General features: G+C 64.8%; 16 protein-coding genes. 14 read left to right on the plus strand and 2 right to left on the minus strand.

Going from position 1 to position 19,972, the window contains the following annotated elements:
• Positions 1–33: 33 nt before the first annotated feature.
• From ybeY to BRA471DRAFT_RS00420, 6 genes are all read left to right on the plus strand, one after another.
• Positions 34–543: an rRNA maturation RNase YbeY gene (gene ybeY / locus BRA471DRAFT_RS00395; protein ID WP_007603891.1), complete on the plus strand. Its 510-nt coding sequence runs from the start codon at positions 34–36 to the stop codon at positions 541–543.
• 1 nt (position 544) lies between these two features.
• Entirely contained in the window at positions 545–1,663 is a 1,119-nt protein-coding gene (locus BRA471DRAFT_RS00400; protein ID WP_007603892.1) for a hemolysin family protein, read from the plus strand.
• On the plus strand, positions 1,660–3,273 hold the full coding sequence (lnt, locus tag BRA471DRAFT_RS00405) for an apolipoprotein N-acyltransferase (RefSeq protein WP_007603893.1): 1,614 nt from the start codon (positions 1,660–1,662) through the stop codon (positions 3,271–3,273). The genes BRA471DRAFT_RS00400 and lnt overlap by 4 nt, the downstream gene beginning before the upstream one ends.
• Positions 3,274–3,482: 209 nt before the next feature.
• On the plus strand, positions 3,483–3,896 hold the full coding sequence (locus BRA471DRAFT_RS00410; protein WP_007603895.1) for a helix-turn-helix domain-containing protein: 414 nt from the start codon (positions 3,483–3,485) through the stop codon (positions 3,894–3,896).
• 85 nt (positions 3,897–3,981) lie between these two features.
• Positions 3,982–5,139: a M20 family metallopeptidase gene (locus tag BRA471DRAFT_RS00415; RefSeq protein ID WP_007603896.1), complete on the plus strand. Its 1,158-nt coding sequence runs from the start codon at positions 3,982–3,984 to the stop codon at positions 5,137–5,139.
• Complete coding sequence (locus tag BRA471DRAFT_RS00420) at positions 5,136–5,846, plus strand: tRNA (guanine(46)-N(7))-methyltransferase TrmB (RefSeq protein ID WP_007603897.1); 711 nt, start codon at positions 5,136–5,138, stop codon at positions 5,844–5,846. The genes BRA471DRAFT_RS00415 and BRA471DRAFT_RS00420 overlap by 4 nt, the downstream gene beginning before the upstream one ends.
• Here BRA471DRAFT_RS00420 and BRA471DRAFT_RS00425 read toward each other — a convergent pair.
• Positions 5,843–6,925: a DUF2336 domain-containing protein gene (locus BRA471DRAFT_RS00425; protein ID WP_007603898.1), complete on the minus strand. Its 1,083-nt coding sequence runs from the start codon at positions 6,923–6,925 to the stop codon at positions 5,843–5,845. The genes BRA471DRAFT_RS00420 and BRA471DRAFT_RS00425 overlap by 4 nt on opposite strands.
• 358 nt (positions 6,926–7,283) lie before the next feature.
• Here BRA471DRAFT_RS00425 and rimP point away from each other — a divergent pair, with 358 nt between their 5' ends.
• The 8 genes from rimP to pnp all read left to right on the plus strand — a co-directional run bounded on the left by rimP (position 7,284) and on the right by pnp (position 17,675).
• A complete protein-coding gene (gene rimP, locus BRA471DRAFT_RS00430; protein ID WP_035973467.1) occupies positions 7,284–8,063 on the plus strand; it encodes a ribosome maturation factor RimP in 780 nt (259 codons plus the stop codon).
• 2 nt (positions 8,064–8,065) lie between these two features.
• Entirely contained in the window at positions 8,066–9,676 is a 1,611-nt protein-coding gene (nusA, locus tag BRA471DRAFT_RS00435) for a transcription termination factor NusA (RefSeq protein ID WP_007603900.1), read from the plus strand.
• Positions 9,677–9,698: 22 nt separating this feature from the next.
• A complete protein-coding gene (locus BRA471DRAFT_RS00440) occupies positions 9,699–10,382 on the plus strand; it encodes an RNA-binding protein (RefSeq protein ID WP_007603901.1) in 684 nt (227 codons plus the stop codon).
• Positions 10,383–10,452: 70 nt separating this feature from the next.
• On the plus strand, positions 10,453–13,158 hold the full coding sequence (gene infB / locus BRA471DRAFT_RS00445) for a translation initiation factor IF-2 (RefSeq protein ID WP_007603902.1): 2,706 nt from the start codon (positions 10,453–10,455) through the stop codon (positions 13,156–13,158).
• A gap of 155 nt (positions 13,159–13,313) precedes the next feature.
• Positions 13,314–13,757, plus strand: a complete 444-nt coding sequence (gene rbfA, locus BRA471DRAFT_RS00450) for a 30S ribosome-binding factor RbfA (protein ID WP_007603905.1) — start codon at positions 13,314–13,316, stop codon at positions 13,755–13,757.
• On the plus strand, positions 13,754–14,872 hold the full coding sequence (gene truB / locus BRA471DRAFT_RS00455; protein WP_007603906.1) for a tRNA pseudouridine(55) synthase TruB: 1,119 nt from the start codon (positions 13,754–13,756) through the stop codon (positions 14,870–14,872). Before rbfA ends, truB begins: the two co-directional genes overlap by 4 nt.
• A gap of 3 nt (positions 14,873–14,875) precedes the next feature.
• Positions 14,876–15,145, plus strand: coding sequence for a 30S ribosomal protein S15 (rpsO, locus tag BRA471DRAFT_RS00460; protein WP_007598346.1), 270 nt, complete (start codon positions 14,876–14,878; stop codon positions 15,143–15,145).
• A gap of 376 nt (positions 15,146–15,521) precedes the next feature.
• Positions 15,522–17,675: a polyribonucleotide nucleotidyltransferase gene (gene pnp / locus BRA471DRAFT_RS00465; RefSeq protein WP_007603907.1), complete on the plus strand. Its 2,154-nt coding sequence runs from the start codon at positions 15,522–15,524 to the stop codon at positions 17,673–17,675.
• A gap of 76 nt (positions 17,676–17,751) precedes the next feature.
• Here pnp and katG read toward each other — a convergent pair whose 3' ends face one another.
• Positions 17,752–19,920: a catalase/peroxidase HPI gene (gene katG, locus BRA471DRAFT_RS00470; protein ID WP_007603908.1), complete on the minus strand. Its 2,169-nt coding sequence runs from the start codon at positions 19,918–19,920 to the stop codon at positions 17,752–17,754.
• Positions 19,921–19,972: the final 52 nt, after the last annotated feature.

Genomic DNA, 19,972 nt, shown 5'->3' on the forward strand with positions numbered 1-19,972 from the left:
GGACACGGCGCCCCTTCGTTCGGAACAAGGACAATGTCACACCCCAACCTTCCCATCACCGAGGTCCTCGTCGTCGCCGATTGCTGGCAGCGGGAGCCCGATTCCGAGACAGTGATCCAGCGCGCCGTGGCGGCCGCCGCCGAGAATGTCGACGAAGACGTTGCGGAGGCGGAAGTGGCGGTGATGCTGACCGATGATGCCGGCATCCGTACCCTGAACAGCAACTGGCGCGGCATCGACAAGCCGACCAACGTGCTGTCGTTTCCCGCGCTGCAGCCGGAAGGCGACTGGAAGCCGGGCGATGCGCCGCGCATGCTCGGCGACATCGCGATCGCCTACGAGACCATGCGGCGTGAGGCGGACGAGGAACAAAAGCCGTTCGATCATCATTTGAGCCATCTCGCCGTGCACGGTTTCCTGCATCTGGTCGGCTACGACCACGAAAACGAAGACGACGCCGAGGAAATGGAAGCGCTCGAACGAGAGATCCTGGCTCATCTCGGCATTCCTGACCCCTATGCCGACCGCCCGGGGACGCATTGAGATGCCGGATTCGGACCCGATTCAGGACAATCCGCGCAACACGGCCAATTTACCGGTCGTGGTGACCTCAGGCGAGGTGATGCGCCCGACCGCGGAAGGCTGGCTGCTGCGTGCCATTCGCAGCCTGTTCGGCTGGAAGGCGGGTTCGGTACGCGACGACCTCCAGGTCGTGCTCGACGCCACGACGCCCGACGACACCGGCTTCTCGACGGTCGAGCGCACAATGCTGCGCAACATCCTCGGCCTGCACGAGCGTCGCATCGCCGACGTCATGGTGCATCGCGCCGACATCATCGCGGTGAAGCGCGACATCCCGCTCGGCGAGTTGATGGACCGCTTCGAGAGCGCCGGCCATTCGCGCCTTGTGGTCTACAACGAGACGCTCGACGATCCCGTCGGCATCGTCCATATCCGCGATCTGCTCGCCTTCATGACCGCGCGTGCGCGCGTGTCGGGGGTCATGAAAACCAAGCGCAAGAAACCGCTGCCGGCCGGGCTCGATCTGCGTACGGTCGATCTCGCGCTGCCGCTCGAGGAAGCGCGCATCATCCGCAAGCTGCTCTACGTGCCGCCGTCGATGCGGGCGATCGACCTGCTCGCGCAGATGCAGGCCACCCGCATCCATCTGGCGTTGGTGGTCGACGAATATGGCGGCAGCGACGGGCTGGTCTCGCTCGAGGACATCGTCGAGCAGATCGTCGGCGAGATCGACGACGAGCATGACAGCGACGAGCCGCCCTCGATCGTGCGGCTGCCCGACAACGCCTTCATCGCCGACGCCCGCGCCAGTCTCGACGACGTCCGCACCGTGATCGGCGAGGACTTCGTCACCGGGGAGGCCGGCGAGGAAGTAGAGACGCTGGGCGGCTATCTCGTCAGCTTTGTCGGGCGCCTGCCGGTGCGCGGCGAGGTCATCTCGGGCCCCGGCCATTACGAGATCGAGGTGCTCGATGCCGATCCGCGCCGGGTCAAGCGACTGCGGATCTCGACGCGAAAGGAGCGGCCCGCGCCGCGCACCCAGCGCGAGAGCCGGCGCCGCGAGGCTGCGCCGGACGGCAGCCAGCAGGCAGCCAGCGACACGCCCACCCCGCCGCCAAGCGACGGGACCGGTCCGCAGTGAGCCCGTTCCAGCGATTTCGCCAGATCGCGCTTGCCATCATCCTGACCTGGGGATGGAAGCGCGCGCTCGTCGCGATGGCTGCCGGTGCGCTCTCGGTGCTGGCGCTGGCGCCGTTCAACGCCTTCCCCGTACTGTTCATCACCTTCCCGGTGCTGGTCTGGCTGATTGACGGCGCCGGCGCCGGCCGATATCGCGGCGTCCCCGCCGCGGCGCTGACCGGCTACTGGTTCGGCCTCGGCTATTTCGTGCCCGGCCTCTACTGGATCGGCTACGCCTTCTTCGTCGACGCCGATGTATTCGCCTGGCTGACGCCGTTCGCCGTGCTGGGCCTGCCGGCCTATCTGTCGATCTTCACGGCAATGGGCTTTGCGCTCGCCCGCCTGCTCTGGACCAAGAACGCGACGCGCGTGCTTGCGCTCGCGGCAAGCCTCACCATCACCGAATGGCTGCGCGGTCATGCGCTGACCGGCTTTCCCTGGAATGCGTTCGGCTATGCGCTGTCCGAGCCGCTGCCGCTGGCACAAACGGCGTCGCTGATCGGCCTGTGGGGCATGACGTTCCTGACGGTCGCGATCTTCGCGAGCCCGGCGGCGCTGATCGACCGCACGCCCGATCGCCGCCTGGCGTGGCGCGCACCGGCCGCGGCCCTGGCGCTCCTGCTTGTGATGAGCATCTTCGGCGCGATCCGCCTGTCGCTGCATCCGACCACGATGGTCGCCGGCACCAAATTGCGCCTGATGCAGCCCGATCTCCAGCAGGACGCGAAATTCAACTACGCCGCCAAGGCGGAGGTGATGAAGAAATATCTGGCCTTGTCGGACCGCGCCTCCGGACCGCAATCGACCGGCGTGCGCGATGCCACCATCCTGATCTGGCCGGAATCCGCCTTTCCGTTCTTCCTCGCTCGCGAAGCCGATGCGATGGCGCAGATCGCGGAGCTTCTGCCCAAGGGCACGGTGCTGATCACGGGCTCGGTCCGCGCGCCCGACCTGCCGCGGGGCACGCCGATCACCCGCGCCTATAATTCGATCTACGTGATCGACCACGACGGCAGCGTGCTCTCTGTGTACGACAAGCTGCATTTGGTGCCGTTCGGCGAATTTCTTCCCTATCAGGGGTTGATGGAGAAGCTCGGTTTCGAGCAACTCACGCGTGTGCGCGGCGGCTTCATTGCCGGCACCGTGCGGCATGCGCTGCCGGTCCCCGGCGCGCCGTCCGCGTTGCCGCTGATCTGCTACGAGGCAATCTTTCCCGGCGAGGTGGCTGGACGCAATGAACGTCCGGGCTGGATCGTGAATCTCACCAATGACGGCTGGTTCGGAATCTCGACCGGCCCCTACCAACACCTCGAACAGGCGCGGATGCGCGCGATCGAGCTCGGATTGCCGCTGGTTCGCTCCGCCAATACCGGCGTTTCCGCCGTGATCGATCCGGTGGGACGCATCGTCGCCAGTCTCGGTCTCGGGATCGAAGGCATTTTGGATGCAAATCTGCCCGCCGCGATCCCGCCGACTGTCTATGCGCGCGTGGGCGATGTACCCGCGGCCATGCTTGTCGCGCTCGCCGTGTTTTGGGCGGTCCGCCGACGTGTTGCCAAACGGCATCCCTGATCACGCAGCCGCGGCCGATAACTTTTGACAACCGTAGTCCCACGGTTGACAGACTGCACGCGGCCTCCTCATTCTGCACCGGCTGCAAAAGACAGTGGGTATTGCTAAATTTCTCCGCAATGTTTCCCAATAACAGGGTCTGATTTTGACGTTGCTTACACCTGAGGCATTCCTGATTGCGCCGAAGGTGATGTTTGGAGGGCTGAGGAATGTCGAAAGCGCCCAACCCTGTTGACAAATATGTCGGCAGTCGCGTGCGGATGCGCCGCATCATGTTGGGCATGAGCCAGGAAAAGCTCGGTGAAGCTTTGGGCCTGACTTTCCAACAAGTTCAGAAATACGAGAAGGGCACAAACCGGGTCGGCGCGAGCCGCATCCAGCAAATTGCCGAAATTCTCCAGGTGCCGGTGTCGTTCCTGTTCGAGGGCGGTCCGAGCGGCGTACCGGGGCCGGATGGCTTCAGCGAAGGCGCATCGCCGTCTTACGTCTCGGATTTCCTCGCGACTTCCGAAGGACTCGCCTTGACCAAGGCGTTCACCCGGATCACCGATTCGAAGATGCGCCGCTCGATCGTCGATCTCGTCGAGCAGATCGCGGCCCGCGAAGGCCCCGACAAGCGCTGACGCGCCCTCTCAATCCGATTTGAGACTGCGTCAAATCTGGCCTATGTCGTCATTTGTGGCCGCGTTTTGACGCGCGTCCTCCCTGATGATGCGATTCAAAGGCACAGATGCGCTCATGGTCAGCTCCAATTGGTTCGATTCTCAAACTATTCTCGATGGCATCCGTCGCTGGGTGGAGGTCGAGACGCCAACGGATGCGCCTGAACAGGTCAACAAGCTGGTCTCGATGGTCGCGGAGCAATACCGCGATCTCCCCGTTACGCTCGAGCGCGTCGCCGGCGTCGATGGCTGCGGCGATCATCTCGTGGCGCGCTCGACCTGGGGCCAGGACCGGCCCGGCATCCTGGTGCTGAGCCACCTCGATACCGTTCATCCCATGGGATTCATCGAGCGCCTGCCGTTCAAGGTCGAAGGCGACAGCGCGTTCGGTCCCGGCATCTACGACATGAAGGGCGGCGCCTACATCGCCCACCACGCCTTTCGCGCGCTTTGTGCCACGGCCGATCGCTCGCCGCTCGGCATCACCCATCTGTTCACCTCCGACGAGGAGATCGGCAGCCCGACCTCTCGCGCACTCATCGAGACCGAAGGGCGCAAGGCCAAATACGTGCTGGTGACGGAGCCGGCGCGCGACGGCGGCAAGATCGTCACCGGCCGCAAGGGCGTCGGGCGATTCGAAGTCTTCATCAAGGGCGTGCCGGCGCATGCCGGCACGCGGCCCCAGGATGGCCGCAGCGCGATCCGCGAGCTCGCCAACGTCATCCTGGCGCTGGAAGCGATGAACGATCTGGCGCGCGGCGTCACCGTCAATGTCGGCGTGGTGCGCGGCGGCACGCGGCCCAACGTGACGCCGGAAGAAGCCCATGCCGAAATCGATCTGCGCGTGCTGAGCCTCAAGGACGCGGATGAATTCGTCGGCAAGATCCTCGCCCTGACATCGAAGACGGATGGCGTCACCGTCAAGGTCACGGGCGGGCTCAATCGTCCGCCTTACGAGAAGAGCAATGCAGGCGCCTCGCTGTACGAACATGCAAAGACCGTCGCCACGGAGATCGGCTTCGAGCTGGTCGACGTTCACACCGGCGGCGGCTCGGACGGTAATTTCACCGCCGCCCACACCGCGACGCTCGACGGGCTCGGCGTCGACGGCAAGGGCGCGCACACCCATTATGAGCAGCTCTATGTCTCGTCACTCGAACCGCGCGCGCGGCTGCTCCATCGCCTGTATCAAACACTACGATGAGTGAGCGCAAATCAGATCCCGATCGCGAGGACAGCGAGCGCGCCTTCTTCGGACGCCGCAAGGGCCACAAGCTCAGGCAGCACCAGGCCGAGCTGATCGATCAATTGCTGCCGCGTCTTGCGCTCGCCATCGACCGCGCAGCACCGGCGGATGCCCGCGAGATCTTCGGCCCCGCCGTCGACGATTTGCGGCTTGAGATCGGCTTCGGCGGCGGCGAGCATCTTGCGGCGGAAGCGCAGACCTTCGCCACGACTGGCTTCATCGGCTGCGAGCCTTACGTCAACGGCATGGCGAAGATCCTCGCGCAGATCGAGGCCGCCGAGATCGGCAACATCCGCCTGTTCGCGGGCGATGCCGCCGAGCTCCTGGCCTGGCTGCCGAAGGCTTCGCTGTCGCGGATCGACCTGATCCATCCCGATCCCTGGCCGAAGCGGCGGCACTGGAAGCGGCGCTTCGTCCAGGACCGGACCATCGCCGCGATGGCGCGCGTGTTGAAAGCCGGCGGCGAATTTCGTTTCGTCTGCGACATCGACGATTACTGCGCCTGGACGCTGTCGCATCTGTCGCGCTCGCAGGACTTTGTCTGGCTCGCGGAGCGCGCCGATGATTTTCGCCTGCCGTGGGACGGATACACGATGACGCGCTACGGCCGAAAAGCCACCCGCGAAGGCCGCAAGGCCGCGTATCTGCGATTCAGGCGGGTCTAGATCGTCTGCCGGTTGCGCCAGAAATTCACGACGCGCTCGGCGGTCGTCGGCATCAGCCGCGTGAAGTTCGCGCGCGCCTGCTCAAGATCGGCATCGGCTGGCGTGCGATTCGGGCCGTACCACATCAGGATCAGCGCCCGCACCGTCGGCCAGCTGACATTCAGCACACGCCCCAGAACCAGGATTGGATCGTAGCGGTCACCCGTGATCAGGCGGTCGAGGACCGAGAGGCGGACGCCGGACATCGCCGAGAGCGAAGCGATCGCCTCCTCGTATTTGTAGGCCTTCGCGAAGCCAAACAGCGCGCTCTCGCCAAGATGGCCCCCACGATGCAAGGCCAGCACCGTACGTTGCGCTCCCGAGAAATCGCGACGCGGGCCCGGCGGCAGCGTGGCTTCCTCGATGGCCTCCATGGCGCGCTTGATCTCGACCTGACGCACGGGATTGACCACGCTCGAGAGGCGGCGGCGGATGACGTCGAGCGTACCGTCGAGAAGCTGTTTCAGGTTCTCACCCGAAAGATCGCTACGCTGGCCGATCCTGAGCGTCAGCACACCATCCTGCGCGGCACGCTTGATCAGCTCGGAATAGCTGCCAGGCGAGAACTCCGCGCCGGCATTGCCCGCGGCGCGGCGTACCACGTCGCGATCGCCACGCTCGACCAGCACGTCGGTGATGACAGCCGACAGCGTGGGTCGCTCGCTCATCGCCAGCAGATGGCCCTGGCCTTTCAGTCGCGCGATCTCGACGAGAGCGTCGTCGTCGAGCACGGGGGAATGGCGCAGCACGGGGCCTGCCACCGCGATTTCGTTTTCGCGCGCGAGCTGACTCACGAGATGCCGCGGCGCGTTGTTCAGGCGCGAGAAGCGTTCGGCGAGATCGACGCGCGAGGCGAGCTCGGCATGCGGGACGAGATTGATCAGCAGATTGTCGAAGAGATCGACGACATCGGGACGGAGGTTCGCGGCGTCCTGAAAAAACAATTGGGAGATGGCGTGCGCGATCTCGCCGCGACGCCGCGGGTCGCCGCGTTTGACGATATCGTCCAGTCCGGGAATGAGCGACGTGGCAACGGTCATGAAAACGCAAACTCGTACGAGGCACGCCGCGGGTGCGCCCTGGTCCAAGCCGCCCCACAATCAGGGAATCTAGGCCTTGGAGGTGAAGGAAGCGTTGCTCCGGCGGGCGGCAAAAAGCCTCGCGCGCCCCGCAATGGGCCTTGTCCGAGAGGGCGGAAGGCGCTATATCACCGCCAATTCATCTTCTCATACGATCCGCGTAGTGAGAGTGGGCCCGAAAGGACCCGCTCTTTTTTATTACCTGAACGCGGCTTGGTGGAAGAAGATGTGCGGCCCGGTGATCTGTCGGGAGAGTTCCGAAGCGAGCTTTGAGATCTTAAACCAAGCCTTAACCATATCGAGCGCCTTGACCTCTGACATGACCGAACCGAACCCTGGTTCCACGGATGCCGAATTGCTGGCCGAGCCGAGGCTCGTGGTCGAGCCGGGCGTCGCGGCACGGGTGTCCGCGGTGGCGGGGCCGGTGCTCGAAGGCATGGGCTACCGCCTGGTGCGGATCCGCATTTCCGGGGAATCAGGCTGCACCGTGCAGGTTATGGCCGAGCGGCCGGACGGCTCCATGCAGATCGAGGATTGCGAGGCGATCTCGCGGGCGCTGTCGCCCGTGCTCGACGTCGCCGACCCCGTAGATCGCGCCTATCGGCTGGAAATCTCCTCACCGGGGATCGACCGCCCGCTGGTGCGCCGCTCCGATTTCGAGCGTTATGCCGGCCATCTGGTGAAGGTCGAGATGGCGGTCGCCCATGAGGGCCGAAAGCGGTTCCGCGGCACGATCGGCCCCGTCGAAGGCGACCGCGTGCATCTGCATCGCGACGACGTCAAGGCGGGCGAGGCTGCCGAGGTGCTCCTGACGATGGAAGATATCGCCGAGGCGCGACTGGTGCTGACCGACGAGCTGATCGCGGAATCCATGCGCCGCGGCAAGGCCCAGGCACGCGAGATGCGCCGCAATCTCGGCCTGGAGCCGCCGGCGGCACCGCACGCCAGCATCAGCGAAAAAACGACCAAGAACACCAAGCCGACTAAGAAGCCGGCGCCGGCCCCTACGAAGAAGCCGGCCCCGACCAACACCAAGAAACATCGCCTGGCCGCCGAACGCGCGCGACGGGGCGAAATCGATCCTGACGAAGGAGACTAGCCATGGCAGTCAGCGCCAATCGACTTGAATTGCTTCAGATCGCCGACGCCGTTGCGCGCGAGAAATCGATCGACCGCGGCATCGTCATCGCGGCGATGGAGGATGCCATCGCCAAGGCGGCGCGGGCCCGTTACGGCAGCGAGACCGACGTCCACGCGGAGATCGACCCGAAGAAGGGCGAGCTCCGGCTGTCGCGCCACATGCTGGTCGTCGAAACGGTCGAAAACCATTCCAACCAGATCTCGCTGGTGGATGCGCAGCGCGCCAATCCCGGTGCCCAGGTCGGCGACACCATCGCCGACACCCTGCCGCCGCTGGAATATGGCCGCATCGCCGCGCAGTCGGCCAAGCAGGTGATCGTGCAAAAGGTGCGCGAAGCCGAGCGCGACCGGCAATATATGGAATTCAAGGACCGCATCGGCGACATCGTCAACGGCGTCGTCAAGCGCGTCGAATATGGCAGCGTGATCGTCGATCTCGGCCGCGGCGAGGCCATCATCCGTCGCGACGAGATGCTGCCGCGCGAAGTGTTCCGCAACGGCGACCGCGTCCGGGCCTATATCTTCGACGTCCGCCGCGAGACCCGCGGCCCGCAGATCTTCCTCTCCCGCACCCATCCGCAGTTCATGGCAAAGCTGTTCGCGCAGGAAGTGCCCGAGATCTATGACGGCATCGTCGAGATCAAGGCGGTCGCCCGCGATCCCGGCTCGCGCGCAAAAATCGGCGTGATTTCCCGTGATTCCTCGGTCGATCCGGTCGGCGCCTGCGTCGGTATGCGCGGTTCGCGCGTGCAGGCGGTGGTGAACGAATTGCAGGGCGAGAAGATCGACATCATCCCCTGGTCGCCCGATATCGCGACCTTCGTGGTCAACGCGCTGGCGCCGGCCGAGGTCTCCAAGGTCGTCATCGACGAAGACCGCGAGCGCATCGAGGTCGTCGTGCCCGACACCAACAACCAGCTCTCGCTGGCGATCGGCCGCCGCGGCCAGAATGTGCGTCTGGCCTCGCAGCTCACCGGCTGGGACATCGACATCCTGACCGAGCAGGAGGAATCGGAACGCCGCCAGGCCGATTTCGAGAACTCCACCCGCGTCTTCATGGAATCGCTCAATGTCGACGAAGTGGTCGGCCAATTGCTGGCGTCCGAAGGCTTCACCTCGGTCGAGGAACTCGCGATGGTGGACGTCAAGGAACTCGCCGGCATTGAAGGTTTCGACGAGGAGACCGCGCAGGAACTCCAGAACCGCGCCCGTGAATATCTCGAACAGCTGGAAGCCGAGCTCGAGGCCAGGCGCAAGGAGCTCGGCGTCGAGGACGCCGTGAAGGACGTGCCCGGCGTCACCTCGAAGATGCTGGTGAAGTTCGGCGAGAACGACATCAAGACGGTCGACGACCTCGCCGGTTGCGCCACGGACGATCTGGTCGGCTGGACCGAGCGCAAGGAAGGCGGCGAGCAGACCAAATATCCGGGCGCGCTCGATGGCCTGGAAATTTCCCGTGACGATGCTGAAGCGATGATCATGCAGGCCCGCGTCAAGGCCGGCTGGATCACCGAGGCCGATCTCGCCAAGCCCGCCGAAGAGGCCGAGGCGACCGAAGATCAGCCGGCTTAAGGCGAAGGAGGATGTCACCCGGATGCTCGCCGATACTGACCCCGAACTCGACCATGGACCGCGGACCGAAAGGTCCGCGACCGTGCGGATGTGTGCGGTCAGCCGCGAGGTCCGGCCGATCGACGAGCTGATCCGCTTCGTCGTCTCGCCCCAAGGGCACATAGTTCCCGATCTCAAGCGCAAGCTGCCCGGACGCGGCATGTGGGTCACCGCCTCGCGCGAGGTGGTTGCGGAAGCCGTTCGGCGTCACCATTTTACCAAAGCCTTCAAGCGCGAGCTGCGCATCCCTCAGACGCTTCCCGCCGACCTCGAGGCGCTCCTGGTCCGGAGCGTGGTCGAAGCCCTTGGGATTGCCGCCAAGGCGCGCCAGATCGTGGCCGGTTTCGGCAAGGTCGAAAGCGCGCTTCGGGAAGGTGCGGTCGAGGTCCTGATCCATGCCAGCGACGGGGCCGCGGACGGAATCCGCAAATTAGACACGCTGGCGCGTCAAAATGAGGGAAATCGCGGCGCCAAGCCGCAGATTCCCGTCGTCACCGCACTAAAATCGACAGAATTGGATTTGGCACTTACCCGGTCAAATGTGATACATGCTGCCCTGCTCGCGGGCCCGGCGAGCAAGTCATTCCTGTCACGTAGCCAGATGCTGGTCCGATACCGGATGGCGGACGCTGACAGGACTGCCGAAAAGCCCGGCCAGGATTTCTGAGAGACAACGACCACCCGATAGCACGGTGCGGCAACGCACAAGACAACAAGATCAGGATTAGGACTGCTTAATGGTTGATACCAAGACCCCTGGCGACAAGAAGCTGAGCGTTCCGAGCAAGACGCTATCGCTCAAGCCGCGCGTCGAAACGGGCACCGTGCGCCAGAGCTTCAGTCATGGCCGTAGCAAGCAGGTCGTGGTCGAGAAGCGTGGCAAGCGCCGTGTCGACGGCAGCCCCGAGCCGCAGGTGGCCGAGGTGGCGAAGCCCGCGCCGGCCGCCGCCGCGCCCAAGCCTGCTCCGGCCCGCCCCGCGCCGCCGCGCAACGCCGGCTCCGGCGTGGTGCTGCGCACGCTGACCGAGGACGAACGTTCCGCCCGCGCCAGCGCGCTGGCCGATGCCAAGGTGCGCGAAGTCGAAGAGCGCCGCCATGCCGAGGAAGAGGCCCAGCGCCGCGCGGTCCGCGAAAGCGCCGAGCGTGCCGATCGCGAGGCCGCCGAGGCCCGCCGCAAGGCCGAGGAGGAGCGTCACCGTCACGAAGAGGAAGCCAAGCGGAAGGCCGAAACCGAGGCCAAGAAGCGTTTTGGCGAAGGCGAGCAGCCGCAATCCGCGGTGCGCCCTGCAACCGCGACCTCGGCCGCTCCTGCAGCACGCCCCGGAGCGCCGATGGCGCGCCCCGGCACAACCACCACGGCACGCCCGGGAACAACGACCGCGCGGCCCGGAACGACCACGCAGCGGCCGGGAGGCCCGGTGGGCCGCGCCCCTGCTGTCGCAGCCGGACCGGACGAGGACGAGGGTCCGCGCCAGATCCGTCGCGGCCCCGGCGGCGCTGCGCGGCCTGTGGTCGCTCCCAAGCCCACCCACAAGCCCGGCCCGCAGAAGGAGCGCGGCCGCCTGACGGTCGTCACCGCCTTCAATGCCGACGACGTCCGCGAGCGCTCGATCGCCTCGTTCCGCCGCCGCACCCAGCGCCTGAAGGGCCATGCCGCGAACGAGCCGAAGGAAAAGCTCATCCGCGAGGTGGTCATTCCGGAAGCGATCACCATCCAGGAGCTCGCCAACCGCATGTCGGAGCGCGCGGTGGAGATCATCCGCATGCTGATGAAGCAGGGCGCGATCCACAAGATCACCGACGTGATCGATGCCGACACCGCGCAGCTGATCGCCGAGGAGCTTGGTCACACCGTCAAGCGCGTTGCCGCGTCCGACGTTGAAGAAGGCCTGTTCGACGCCATCGACGATTCCACCGATACCGAGCCGCGCTCGCCGGTGGTGACCGTGATGGGTCACGTCGACCACGGCAAGACCTCGCTGCTCGACGCGCTCCGTCATGCCAACGTGGTCTCCGGCGAAGCCGGCGGCATCACCCAGCATATCGGCGCCTATCAGGTGCTGTCGCCCGAAAGCGGCAAGAAGATCACCTTCATCGACACGCCCGGCCACGCCGCGTTCACCGCGATGCGCGCCCGCGGCGCCAAGGTGACCGACATCGTCGTGCTGGTGGTTGCAGCCGACGACGGCGTGATGCCGCAGACGATCGAAGCCATCAACCACGCCAAGGCGGCGCGAGTGCCGATCATTGTTGCCATCAACAAGATCGACAAGCCCGACGCCAAGCCCGAGCGCGTGCGCACCGAGCTGCTCCAGCACGAGGTGCAGGTGGAATCTTTCGGCGGCGAAGTCGTCGACGTCGAAGTGTCGGCCAAGAACAAGACCAATCTCGACAAGCTGCTCGAGATGATCGCGCTCCAGGCCGACATCCTCGACCTCAAGACCAATTCCGATCGTCCGGCCGAAGGCACCGTGATCGAAGCCAAGCTCGATCGTGGCCGCGGTCCGGTCGCGACCGTTCTGGTCCAGCGCGGCACGCTCCGTGTCGGTGACATCATCGTCGCCGGCGCCGAAATGGGCCGCGTCCGCGCACTGATCTCGGATCAGGGCGAGACGGTGCAGGAGGCAGGTCCGTCAGTGCCGGTCGAGGTGCTCGGCTTCAACGGTCCGCCGGAAGCCGGCGATCGTCTCGCCGTGGTCGAGAACGAAGCCCGCGCCCGTCAGGTCACCAGCTACCGCGCGCACCAGAAGCGCGAGAACGCGGCTGCCTCGATCTCCGGCATGCGCGGCTCGCTCGAGCAGATGATGTCGCAATTGAAGACGGCGGGCCGCAAGGAATTCCCGCTGATCATCAAGGCCGACGTGCAGGGCTCGCTGGAAGCGATCCTCGGCTCGCTGGAGAAGCTCGGCACCGACGAAGTCGCCGCGCGTATCCTGCATGCGGGTGTCGGCGGCATCTCGGAATCGGACGTGACGCTCGCGGAAGGCTTCAACGCCGCGATCATCGGCTTCTCGGTTCGTGCGAACAAGGAGGCCGCTGCGGCCGCCAAGCGCAACGGCATCGAGATCCGTTACTACAACATCATCTACGACCTCGTGGACGACGTGAAGAAGGCCATGAGCGGCCTGCTCGCGCCGACCCTGCGGGAAACCATGCTCGGCAATGCCGCGATCCTGGAGATCTTCAACATCTCCAAGGTCGGCAAGGTCGCCGGCTGCCGCGTCACCGACGGCACCGTGGAACGCGGCGCCAACGTGCGCCTGATCCGCGACAACGTCGTCGTGCACGAAGGCAAGCTGTCGACGCTGAAGCGCTTCAAGGACGAAGTGAAGGAAGTCCAGTCCGGTCAGGAATGCGGCATGGCTTTCGAGAACTATCACGACATGCGCGCCGGTGACGTCATCGAGTGTTACCGCGTGGAGACGATCCAGCGCTCCCTGTAAGTCCAAATCTTACCGAAGCGCCTGGATCTTTTTTGAACTGAATTGCGGGAGTGCGATGGCCGGATTTTTCCGGCCATCCACCCCTCTTCGTTTCAGCAAGACAAATGACAATGCCCGTGTCCCAAAAGCGGGCATGACGAGGTGATTTTCAGACCATGCCCCGCCATCATCAGAAAAAGAGTTCCGCGTCCGGCGGCTCGCAACGTCAGTTGCGGGTCGGCGAGCAGGTTCGCCATGCGATAGCCGAGATTCTGGCGCAAGGCAGCGTGCATGATGCTGACCTCGAAGGCCACATCATCACCGTGCCGGAGGTGCGGATGTCGCCCGACCTGAAGCTCGCAACAGTCTATGTGATGCCGCTCGGTGGCCGCGACACCGAGATCGTCCTCGCTGCGCTCGAGCGTAACAAGAAATTCCTGCGCGGCGAGGTCGCGCGGCGCGTTAACCTGAAATTTGCACCTGACCTTCGCTTCCGCGTCGACGAACGATTCGATGAAGCGGAACGGATCGAGAAGCTTTTGCGAACACCCGCGGTGCAGAAGGACCTCGAACAGGACTTGGAACAGGATCCGGATACGGATCGGGAAGAAGAACGATGACGATGGACCCGGCTCACGGCACGATCGGCGGCGAAGAGGCCGATCAGCTCGACGTGCAGAAAAATAATTCTGCGGACATGAGCGGCAATTCTCAGCCGCATCAGGAGCCGCGCCGCGTCAACAACGATCCGCGCGCCAACAAGCAGAAGGGCAACCAGCCGCGCCGCGACCGCCGCGACGTCCACGGCTGGGTCGTGCTCGACAAGCCGATCGGCATGACCTCGACGCAGGCCGTTGCCGTGCTCAAGCGCCTGTTCAACGCCAAACGCGCCGGCCATGCCGGCACGCTCGATCCGCTGGCCTCCGGCGGCCTGCCGATCGCGCTTGGCGAGGCCACCAAGACCGTCCCCTTCGTCATGGACGGCCGCAAACGCTACCGGTTCACGGTATGCTGGGGCGAGGAGCGCGACACCGACGACATCGAGGGCCGCGCGACCGCGACCTCGGACCGGCGCCCGACCCGGGAGGCCATCGAGGCCCTGCTGCCCCGTTTCACCGGGGTGATCCAGCAGATCCCGCCGCGCTACTCCGCCATCAAGGTCCAGGGCGAGCGCGCCTACGACCTCGCCCGCGACGGCGAGATCGTGGAACTGGCCCCCCGTCCGGTCGAAATTCACCGTTTAAGCCTTGTAGATCAACCGGATAGCGGCCATGCCGTATTCGAGGCCGAGTGCGGCAAGGGCACCTATGTCCGCGCGCTGGCCCGCGATATGGGCCGGATTCTCGGCACTTACGGCCATATCTGCGCGCTCCGGCGGACCCTGGTCGGCCCATTTGGCGAGAACGACATGATTCCGCTGGATCAACTGGAGGCTTTGTGCGATAGAGCCGCGTCCGGCGAGGGTAGCCTCGCCGACGCGCTTATGCCCGTTGAGACCGCGCTGGACGACATCCCGGCACTGGCCGTCACTCGGGCTGATGCGGCAAGGCTCCATCGGGGCCAAGCCGTTTTGTTGCGCGGACGGGATGCGCCCACTTGTAGCGGCACAGTCTATGTCACGGTGGCAGGCCGGCTTCTCGCGCTTGCCGAAGTCGGCAATGGCGAAATCATCCCCAAGCGTGTGTTCAACCTGACCGGCCTGACTGCCAGCGCCGATCGCAACGAGAGAAATTGACCGATGTCGATTGCCGCAGAACGCAAAGCGGAAGTCATCAAGACGAATGCCAACAAGGCCGGCGATACCGGTTCGCCAGAGGTTCAGGTCGCGATCCTGTCGGAACGCATCGCCAACCTCACGAACCATTTCAAGACCCACGTGAAGGACAACCATTCGCGTCGCGGCCTCTTGAAGCTGGTCTCGACCCGCCGCTCGCTCCTCGACTATGTGAAGAAGAAGGACGAGGCGCGCTACAAGGCGCTGCTCGAGAAGCACAACATTCGTCGTTAAGAGTTCTTGCGCGCGCCAACCGGCGCGCGTTTTCGCGCGTGATTTCGAACGAAAGCGTTTGTTTAAAGGTTTTTCGTCGAGGCTGCGTGCGCGTCGGATGCGAGCCGTTGACGGCGAGCATCCGGGCATGATGGGCGAACACCGCGCTTCGGTGTTCGCGTTCGTGCCGACTGACAGTCCAGCAGCAATCCGGCGGCTGGGCACAACGGGCAAGGCGCCCGTATGACCCGAAGGGATGGACGCCATCCGAAATCCAAAAACCATGGCAGGATCGCAGGACGCTGATCGCCCGCTTCGATCAACGTCCCGCAATCTTGCGCATGGTTTTTGTTTTTCGACCCGTCCTTCTTTCGAGAACCCATGAAAGAAGACCTCTATGTTCAATAAGCATTCAGTCGAGATCGACTGGGGTGGACGCCCTCTCAAGCTCGAAACCGGCAAGATCGCCCGCCAGGCTGACGGCGCCGTCGTCGCGACCTACGGCGAGACCGTGGTGCTCGCCACCGTCGTTGCCGCGAAGTCGCCCCGCGAAGGCGTCGACTTCCTGCCGCTGACCGTCGACTACCAGGAGAAGACCTACGCAGCCGGCCGCATTCCCGGCGGCTATTTCAAGCGCGAGGGTCGTCCGACCGAGAAGGAAACGCTGGTCTCCCGCCTGATCGACCGTCCGATCCGTCCGCTGTTCGTCGACGGCTGGCGCAACGAGACCCAGGTGATCGTGACCGTGCTCTCGCACGACATGGAGAACGATCCGGATATCGTCGCGCTGGTGGCCTCGTCGGCTGCGCTGACCCTGTCGGGCGCTCCCTTCAAGGGCCCGATCGGCGCCGCGCGCGTCGGCTTCGCCAATGACGAGTTCATCCTCAACCCGACGCTCGACGAGATGGTCGACACCCAGCTCGACCTCGTCGTAGCCGGCACCGCGGACGCCGTGCTGATGGTGGAATCGGAAGCCAAGGAGCTGAACGAAGAGATCATGCTCGGCGCCGTGATGTTCGGTCACCGCCACTTCCAGCCGGTGATCAACGCAATCATCGAGCTGGCCGAAAAGGCCGCGAAGGAGCCGCGCGAGGTCACCACGATCGACAATTCGGCGCTCGAAAAGGAAATGCTCGGCATGGTCGAGCAGGAACTGCGCGCCGCCTACGCCATTCCGGTCAAGCAGGATCGCTACGCCGCGGTCGGCAAGGTCAAGGAAAAGGTGATCGCGCACTACTTCCCGGAAGGCCAGGAGCCGAAATACGACAAGCTGCGCATCGGCGGCGTGTTCAAGGAGCTCGAAGCCAAGATCGTTCGCTGGAACATTCTCGACACCGGCAAGCGCATCGACGGCCGCGATTCCAAGACCGTGCGCAACATCGTCGCGGAAGTCGGCGTGCTGCCCCGCGCCCACGGCTCGGCGCTGTTCACCCGCGGCGAGACCCAGGCTCTGGTCGTGACCACGCTCGGCACCGGCGAGGACGAGCAGTACATCGACGCGCTGTCGGGAACGTACAAAGAGACGTTCCTGCTGCACTACAACTTCCCTCCCTACTCGGTCGGTGAGACCGGCCGCCTCGGCGGCACCAAGCGCCGCGAGATCGGCCACGGCAAGCTCGCCTGGCGCGCGATCCACCCGGTGCTGCCGCCGCACCACGAATTCCCCTACACCACGCGCGTGGTGTCGGAGATCACCGAATCCAACGGCTCCTCGTCGATGGCATCGGTCTGCGGCGCCTCGCTCGCGCTGATGGACGCCGGCGTGCCGTTGAAGCGGCCGACCGCGGGCATCGCGATGGGCCTGATCCTCGAAGACAAGCGCTTCGCGGTTCTCTCGGACATTCTCGGTGACGAGGACCATCTCGGCGACATGGACTTCAAGGTCGCCGGTACCGAGCAGGGCATCACCTCGCTCCAGATGGACATCAAGATCGAGGGCATCACCGAGGAGATCATGAAGGTCGCGCTCGGCCAGGCCAAGGATGGGCGTATCTACATCCTCGGCGAGATGTCGAAGGCGCTCACCAACGCCCGTGCCGAGCTCGGCGAATACGCGCCGCGCATCGAGACCTTCAAGATCGCCACCGACAAGATCCGCGAAGTGATCGGCACCGGCGGCAAGGTGATCCGCGAGATCGTCGAGAAGACCGGCGCCAAGGTCAACATCGAGGACGACGGCACCGTGAAGGTTGCTTCCAGCGATGGCGAGGCGATGAAGGCCGCGATCAAGTGGATCAAGTCGATCGCCTCCGATCCGGAGGTCGGCCAGATCTATGACGGCACCGTCGTCAAGGTGATGGAGTTCGGCGCTTTCGTGAACTTCTTCGGCTCCAAGGACGGCCTCGTGCACATCAGCCAGCTCGCCTCGGCGCGCGTGCAGAAGACCTCCGACGTCGTCAAGGAAGGCGACAAGGTCAAGGTCAAGCTGCTCGGCTTCGACGACCGCGGCAAGACCCGCCTGTCGATGAAGGTGGTCGACCAGGAGACCGGCGAAGACCTCGAGGGCAAGGGCGAGAGCCAGCAGCCCGCGCGCGAAGCGGCCGGCGAGTAAATCTCGCTACCCGCCAGAAACACGAAGGGCGGCCTCGCGGCCGCCCTTTTTATTTGTCGCTTGCTGGGCCTTGGAATCAGGCCGCGATGTCGTACCGGTCGAGGTTCATCACCTTGGCCCAGGCCTTGGCGAAGTCCTTGACGAACTGCTCCTTGGAATCCGACGTGGCATAGACCTCGGCGTAGGCGCGAAGCTGCGAGTGCGCGCCGAAGATCAGGTCGACACGCGTGCCGGTCCACTTGACCGCATTGGTCTTGCGGTCGCGGGCCTCATAGGTGCCGTCGGTGCCGGCCGGCGTCCACTGCGTGCTCATGTCGAGCAGGTTGACGAAGAAGTCGTTGCTCAGCGTTCCCACCTTCGAGGTGAGGACGCCGTTCTTCGAACCGTTCGCATTGGCACCGAGCACGCGCAGACCGCCGATGAGCGCCGTCATCTCCGGGCCGGTAAGCCGGAGCAGCTGCGCACGATCGACCAGAGCCTCCTCGGGCATCATGAACTGCTGCCGCTTGCCGATGAAGTTGCGGAAGCCATCGGCCCGCGGCTCCAGCGGAGCAAACGAAGCGGCGTCGGTCTGCTCCTGCGAGGCATCCATGCGGCCCGGCGTAAAGCCGACGTTGACGTCGACGCCGGCATCCTTCGCGGCCTTCTCGACCGCGGCGGTGCCGCCGAGCACGATGAGGTCCGCCAGCGAGACCTTCTTCGCACCGGATGACGCGTTGAAGTCCTTCTGGATCGCTTCGAGCTTGCCCAGGACCTTCGAGAGCTGAGCCGGCTCGTTCACCTCCCAATCCTTCTGCGGGGCGAGGCGGATGCGCGCGCCGTTGGCGCCGCCACGCTTGTCCGAGCCGCGGAACGTCGAGGCCGACGCCCATGCGGTCGAGACCAGCTCCGAGACCGACAGACCCGAAGCCAGGATCTTGGTCTTCAGAGAGGCGATATCCTGCTCGCTGGCCAGCTCGTGATTCACGGCCGGGATCGGATCCTGCCAGATCAGCGTTTCCTTCGGCACCAGCGGGCCGAGATAGCGCTGGATTGGACCCATGTCGCGATGGGTGAGCTTGAACCAGGCGCGGGCAAAGGCGTCCGCGAACTGATCGGGATTCTCGAGGAAGCGGCGCGAGATCTTCTCATAGGCCGGATCCATACGCAGCGAGAGATCCGTCGTGAGCATCGTCGGCCGATGCTTCTTCGACTTGTCGAAGGCATCGGGAATGATGGCCTCGGCGCCCTTGGCCGTCCACTGCTGCGCACCGCCCGGGCTCTTCGTCAGCTCCCATTCGTACTTGAACAGGTTCTCGAAGAAGTTGTTGCTCCACTTCGTCGGCGTCGTCGTCCAGGTCACCTCGAGACCGCTGGTGATGGAATCGCCGCCAATGCCCGAAGCGTGCTTGCTCTTCCAGCCGAGGCCCTGATCCTCGAGCGCGCCCGCTTCCGGCTCCGGTCCGACCAGCGACGGATCGCCAGCGCCATGGGTCTTGCCGAAGGTGTGGCCGCCGGCGATCAGCGCGACGGTCTCTTCGTCGTTCATCGCCATGCGGGCGAAGGTCTCGCGGATGTCCTTGGCCGCGGCGACCGGATCCGGCTTGCCGTTTGGGCCTTCCGGATTGACGTAGATCAGGCCCATCTGCACCGCGCCGAGCGGCTCGGCGAGCTGGCGTTCGCCGCTGTAGCGCTCATCGCCCAGCCACGTGCCTTCCGGACCCCAATACAGCTCTTCCGGCTCCCAGACGTCGACGCGGCCGCCGGCAAAGCCAAACGTCTTGAAGCCCATCGACTCCAAAGCGACGTTGCCGGCCAGCACCATCAGATCGGCCCAGGAAATCTTGCGGCCGTATTTCTGCTTGATCGGCCAGAGCAGACGGCGTGCCTTGTCGAGATTGGCGTTGTCGGGCCAGCTGTTGAGCGGCGCGAAACGCTGCTGTCCGGCGCCGGCGCCACCGCGACCGTCGGTGGTGCGGTAGGTCCCCGCGCTGTGCCAGGCCATGCGGATCATGAGGCCGCCGTAATGACCGAAGTCGGCGGGCCACCATTCCTGCGATTCAGTCATCAGAGCGGTCAGGTCCTTGATGACCGCGTTCAGGTCGAGCGACTTGAACTCCTTGGCGTAGTCGAAGTCCTTGTCCATCGGGTCGGACTTGGCCGAATTCTTGTGCAGCATCTCGATGCTGAGCTGGGTCGGCCACCAATCGCGGTTCGCCGGCACACGTTTTCCACCCGAAAACGGGCACTTTGAAGTGTCGTCCATGAATACCTCCTCTGGTGGCGTCGAACTCGCGCCTTTGACCAGGTAGAAGCAC

Origin of the sequence: Bradyrhizobium sp. WSM471, from assembly GCF_000244915.1 — a bacterium.
Lineage (GTDB): Bacteria > Pseudomonadota > Alphaproteobacteria > Rhizobiales > Xanthobacteraceae > Bradyrhizobium.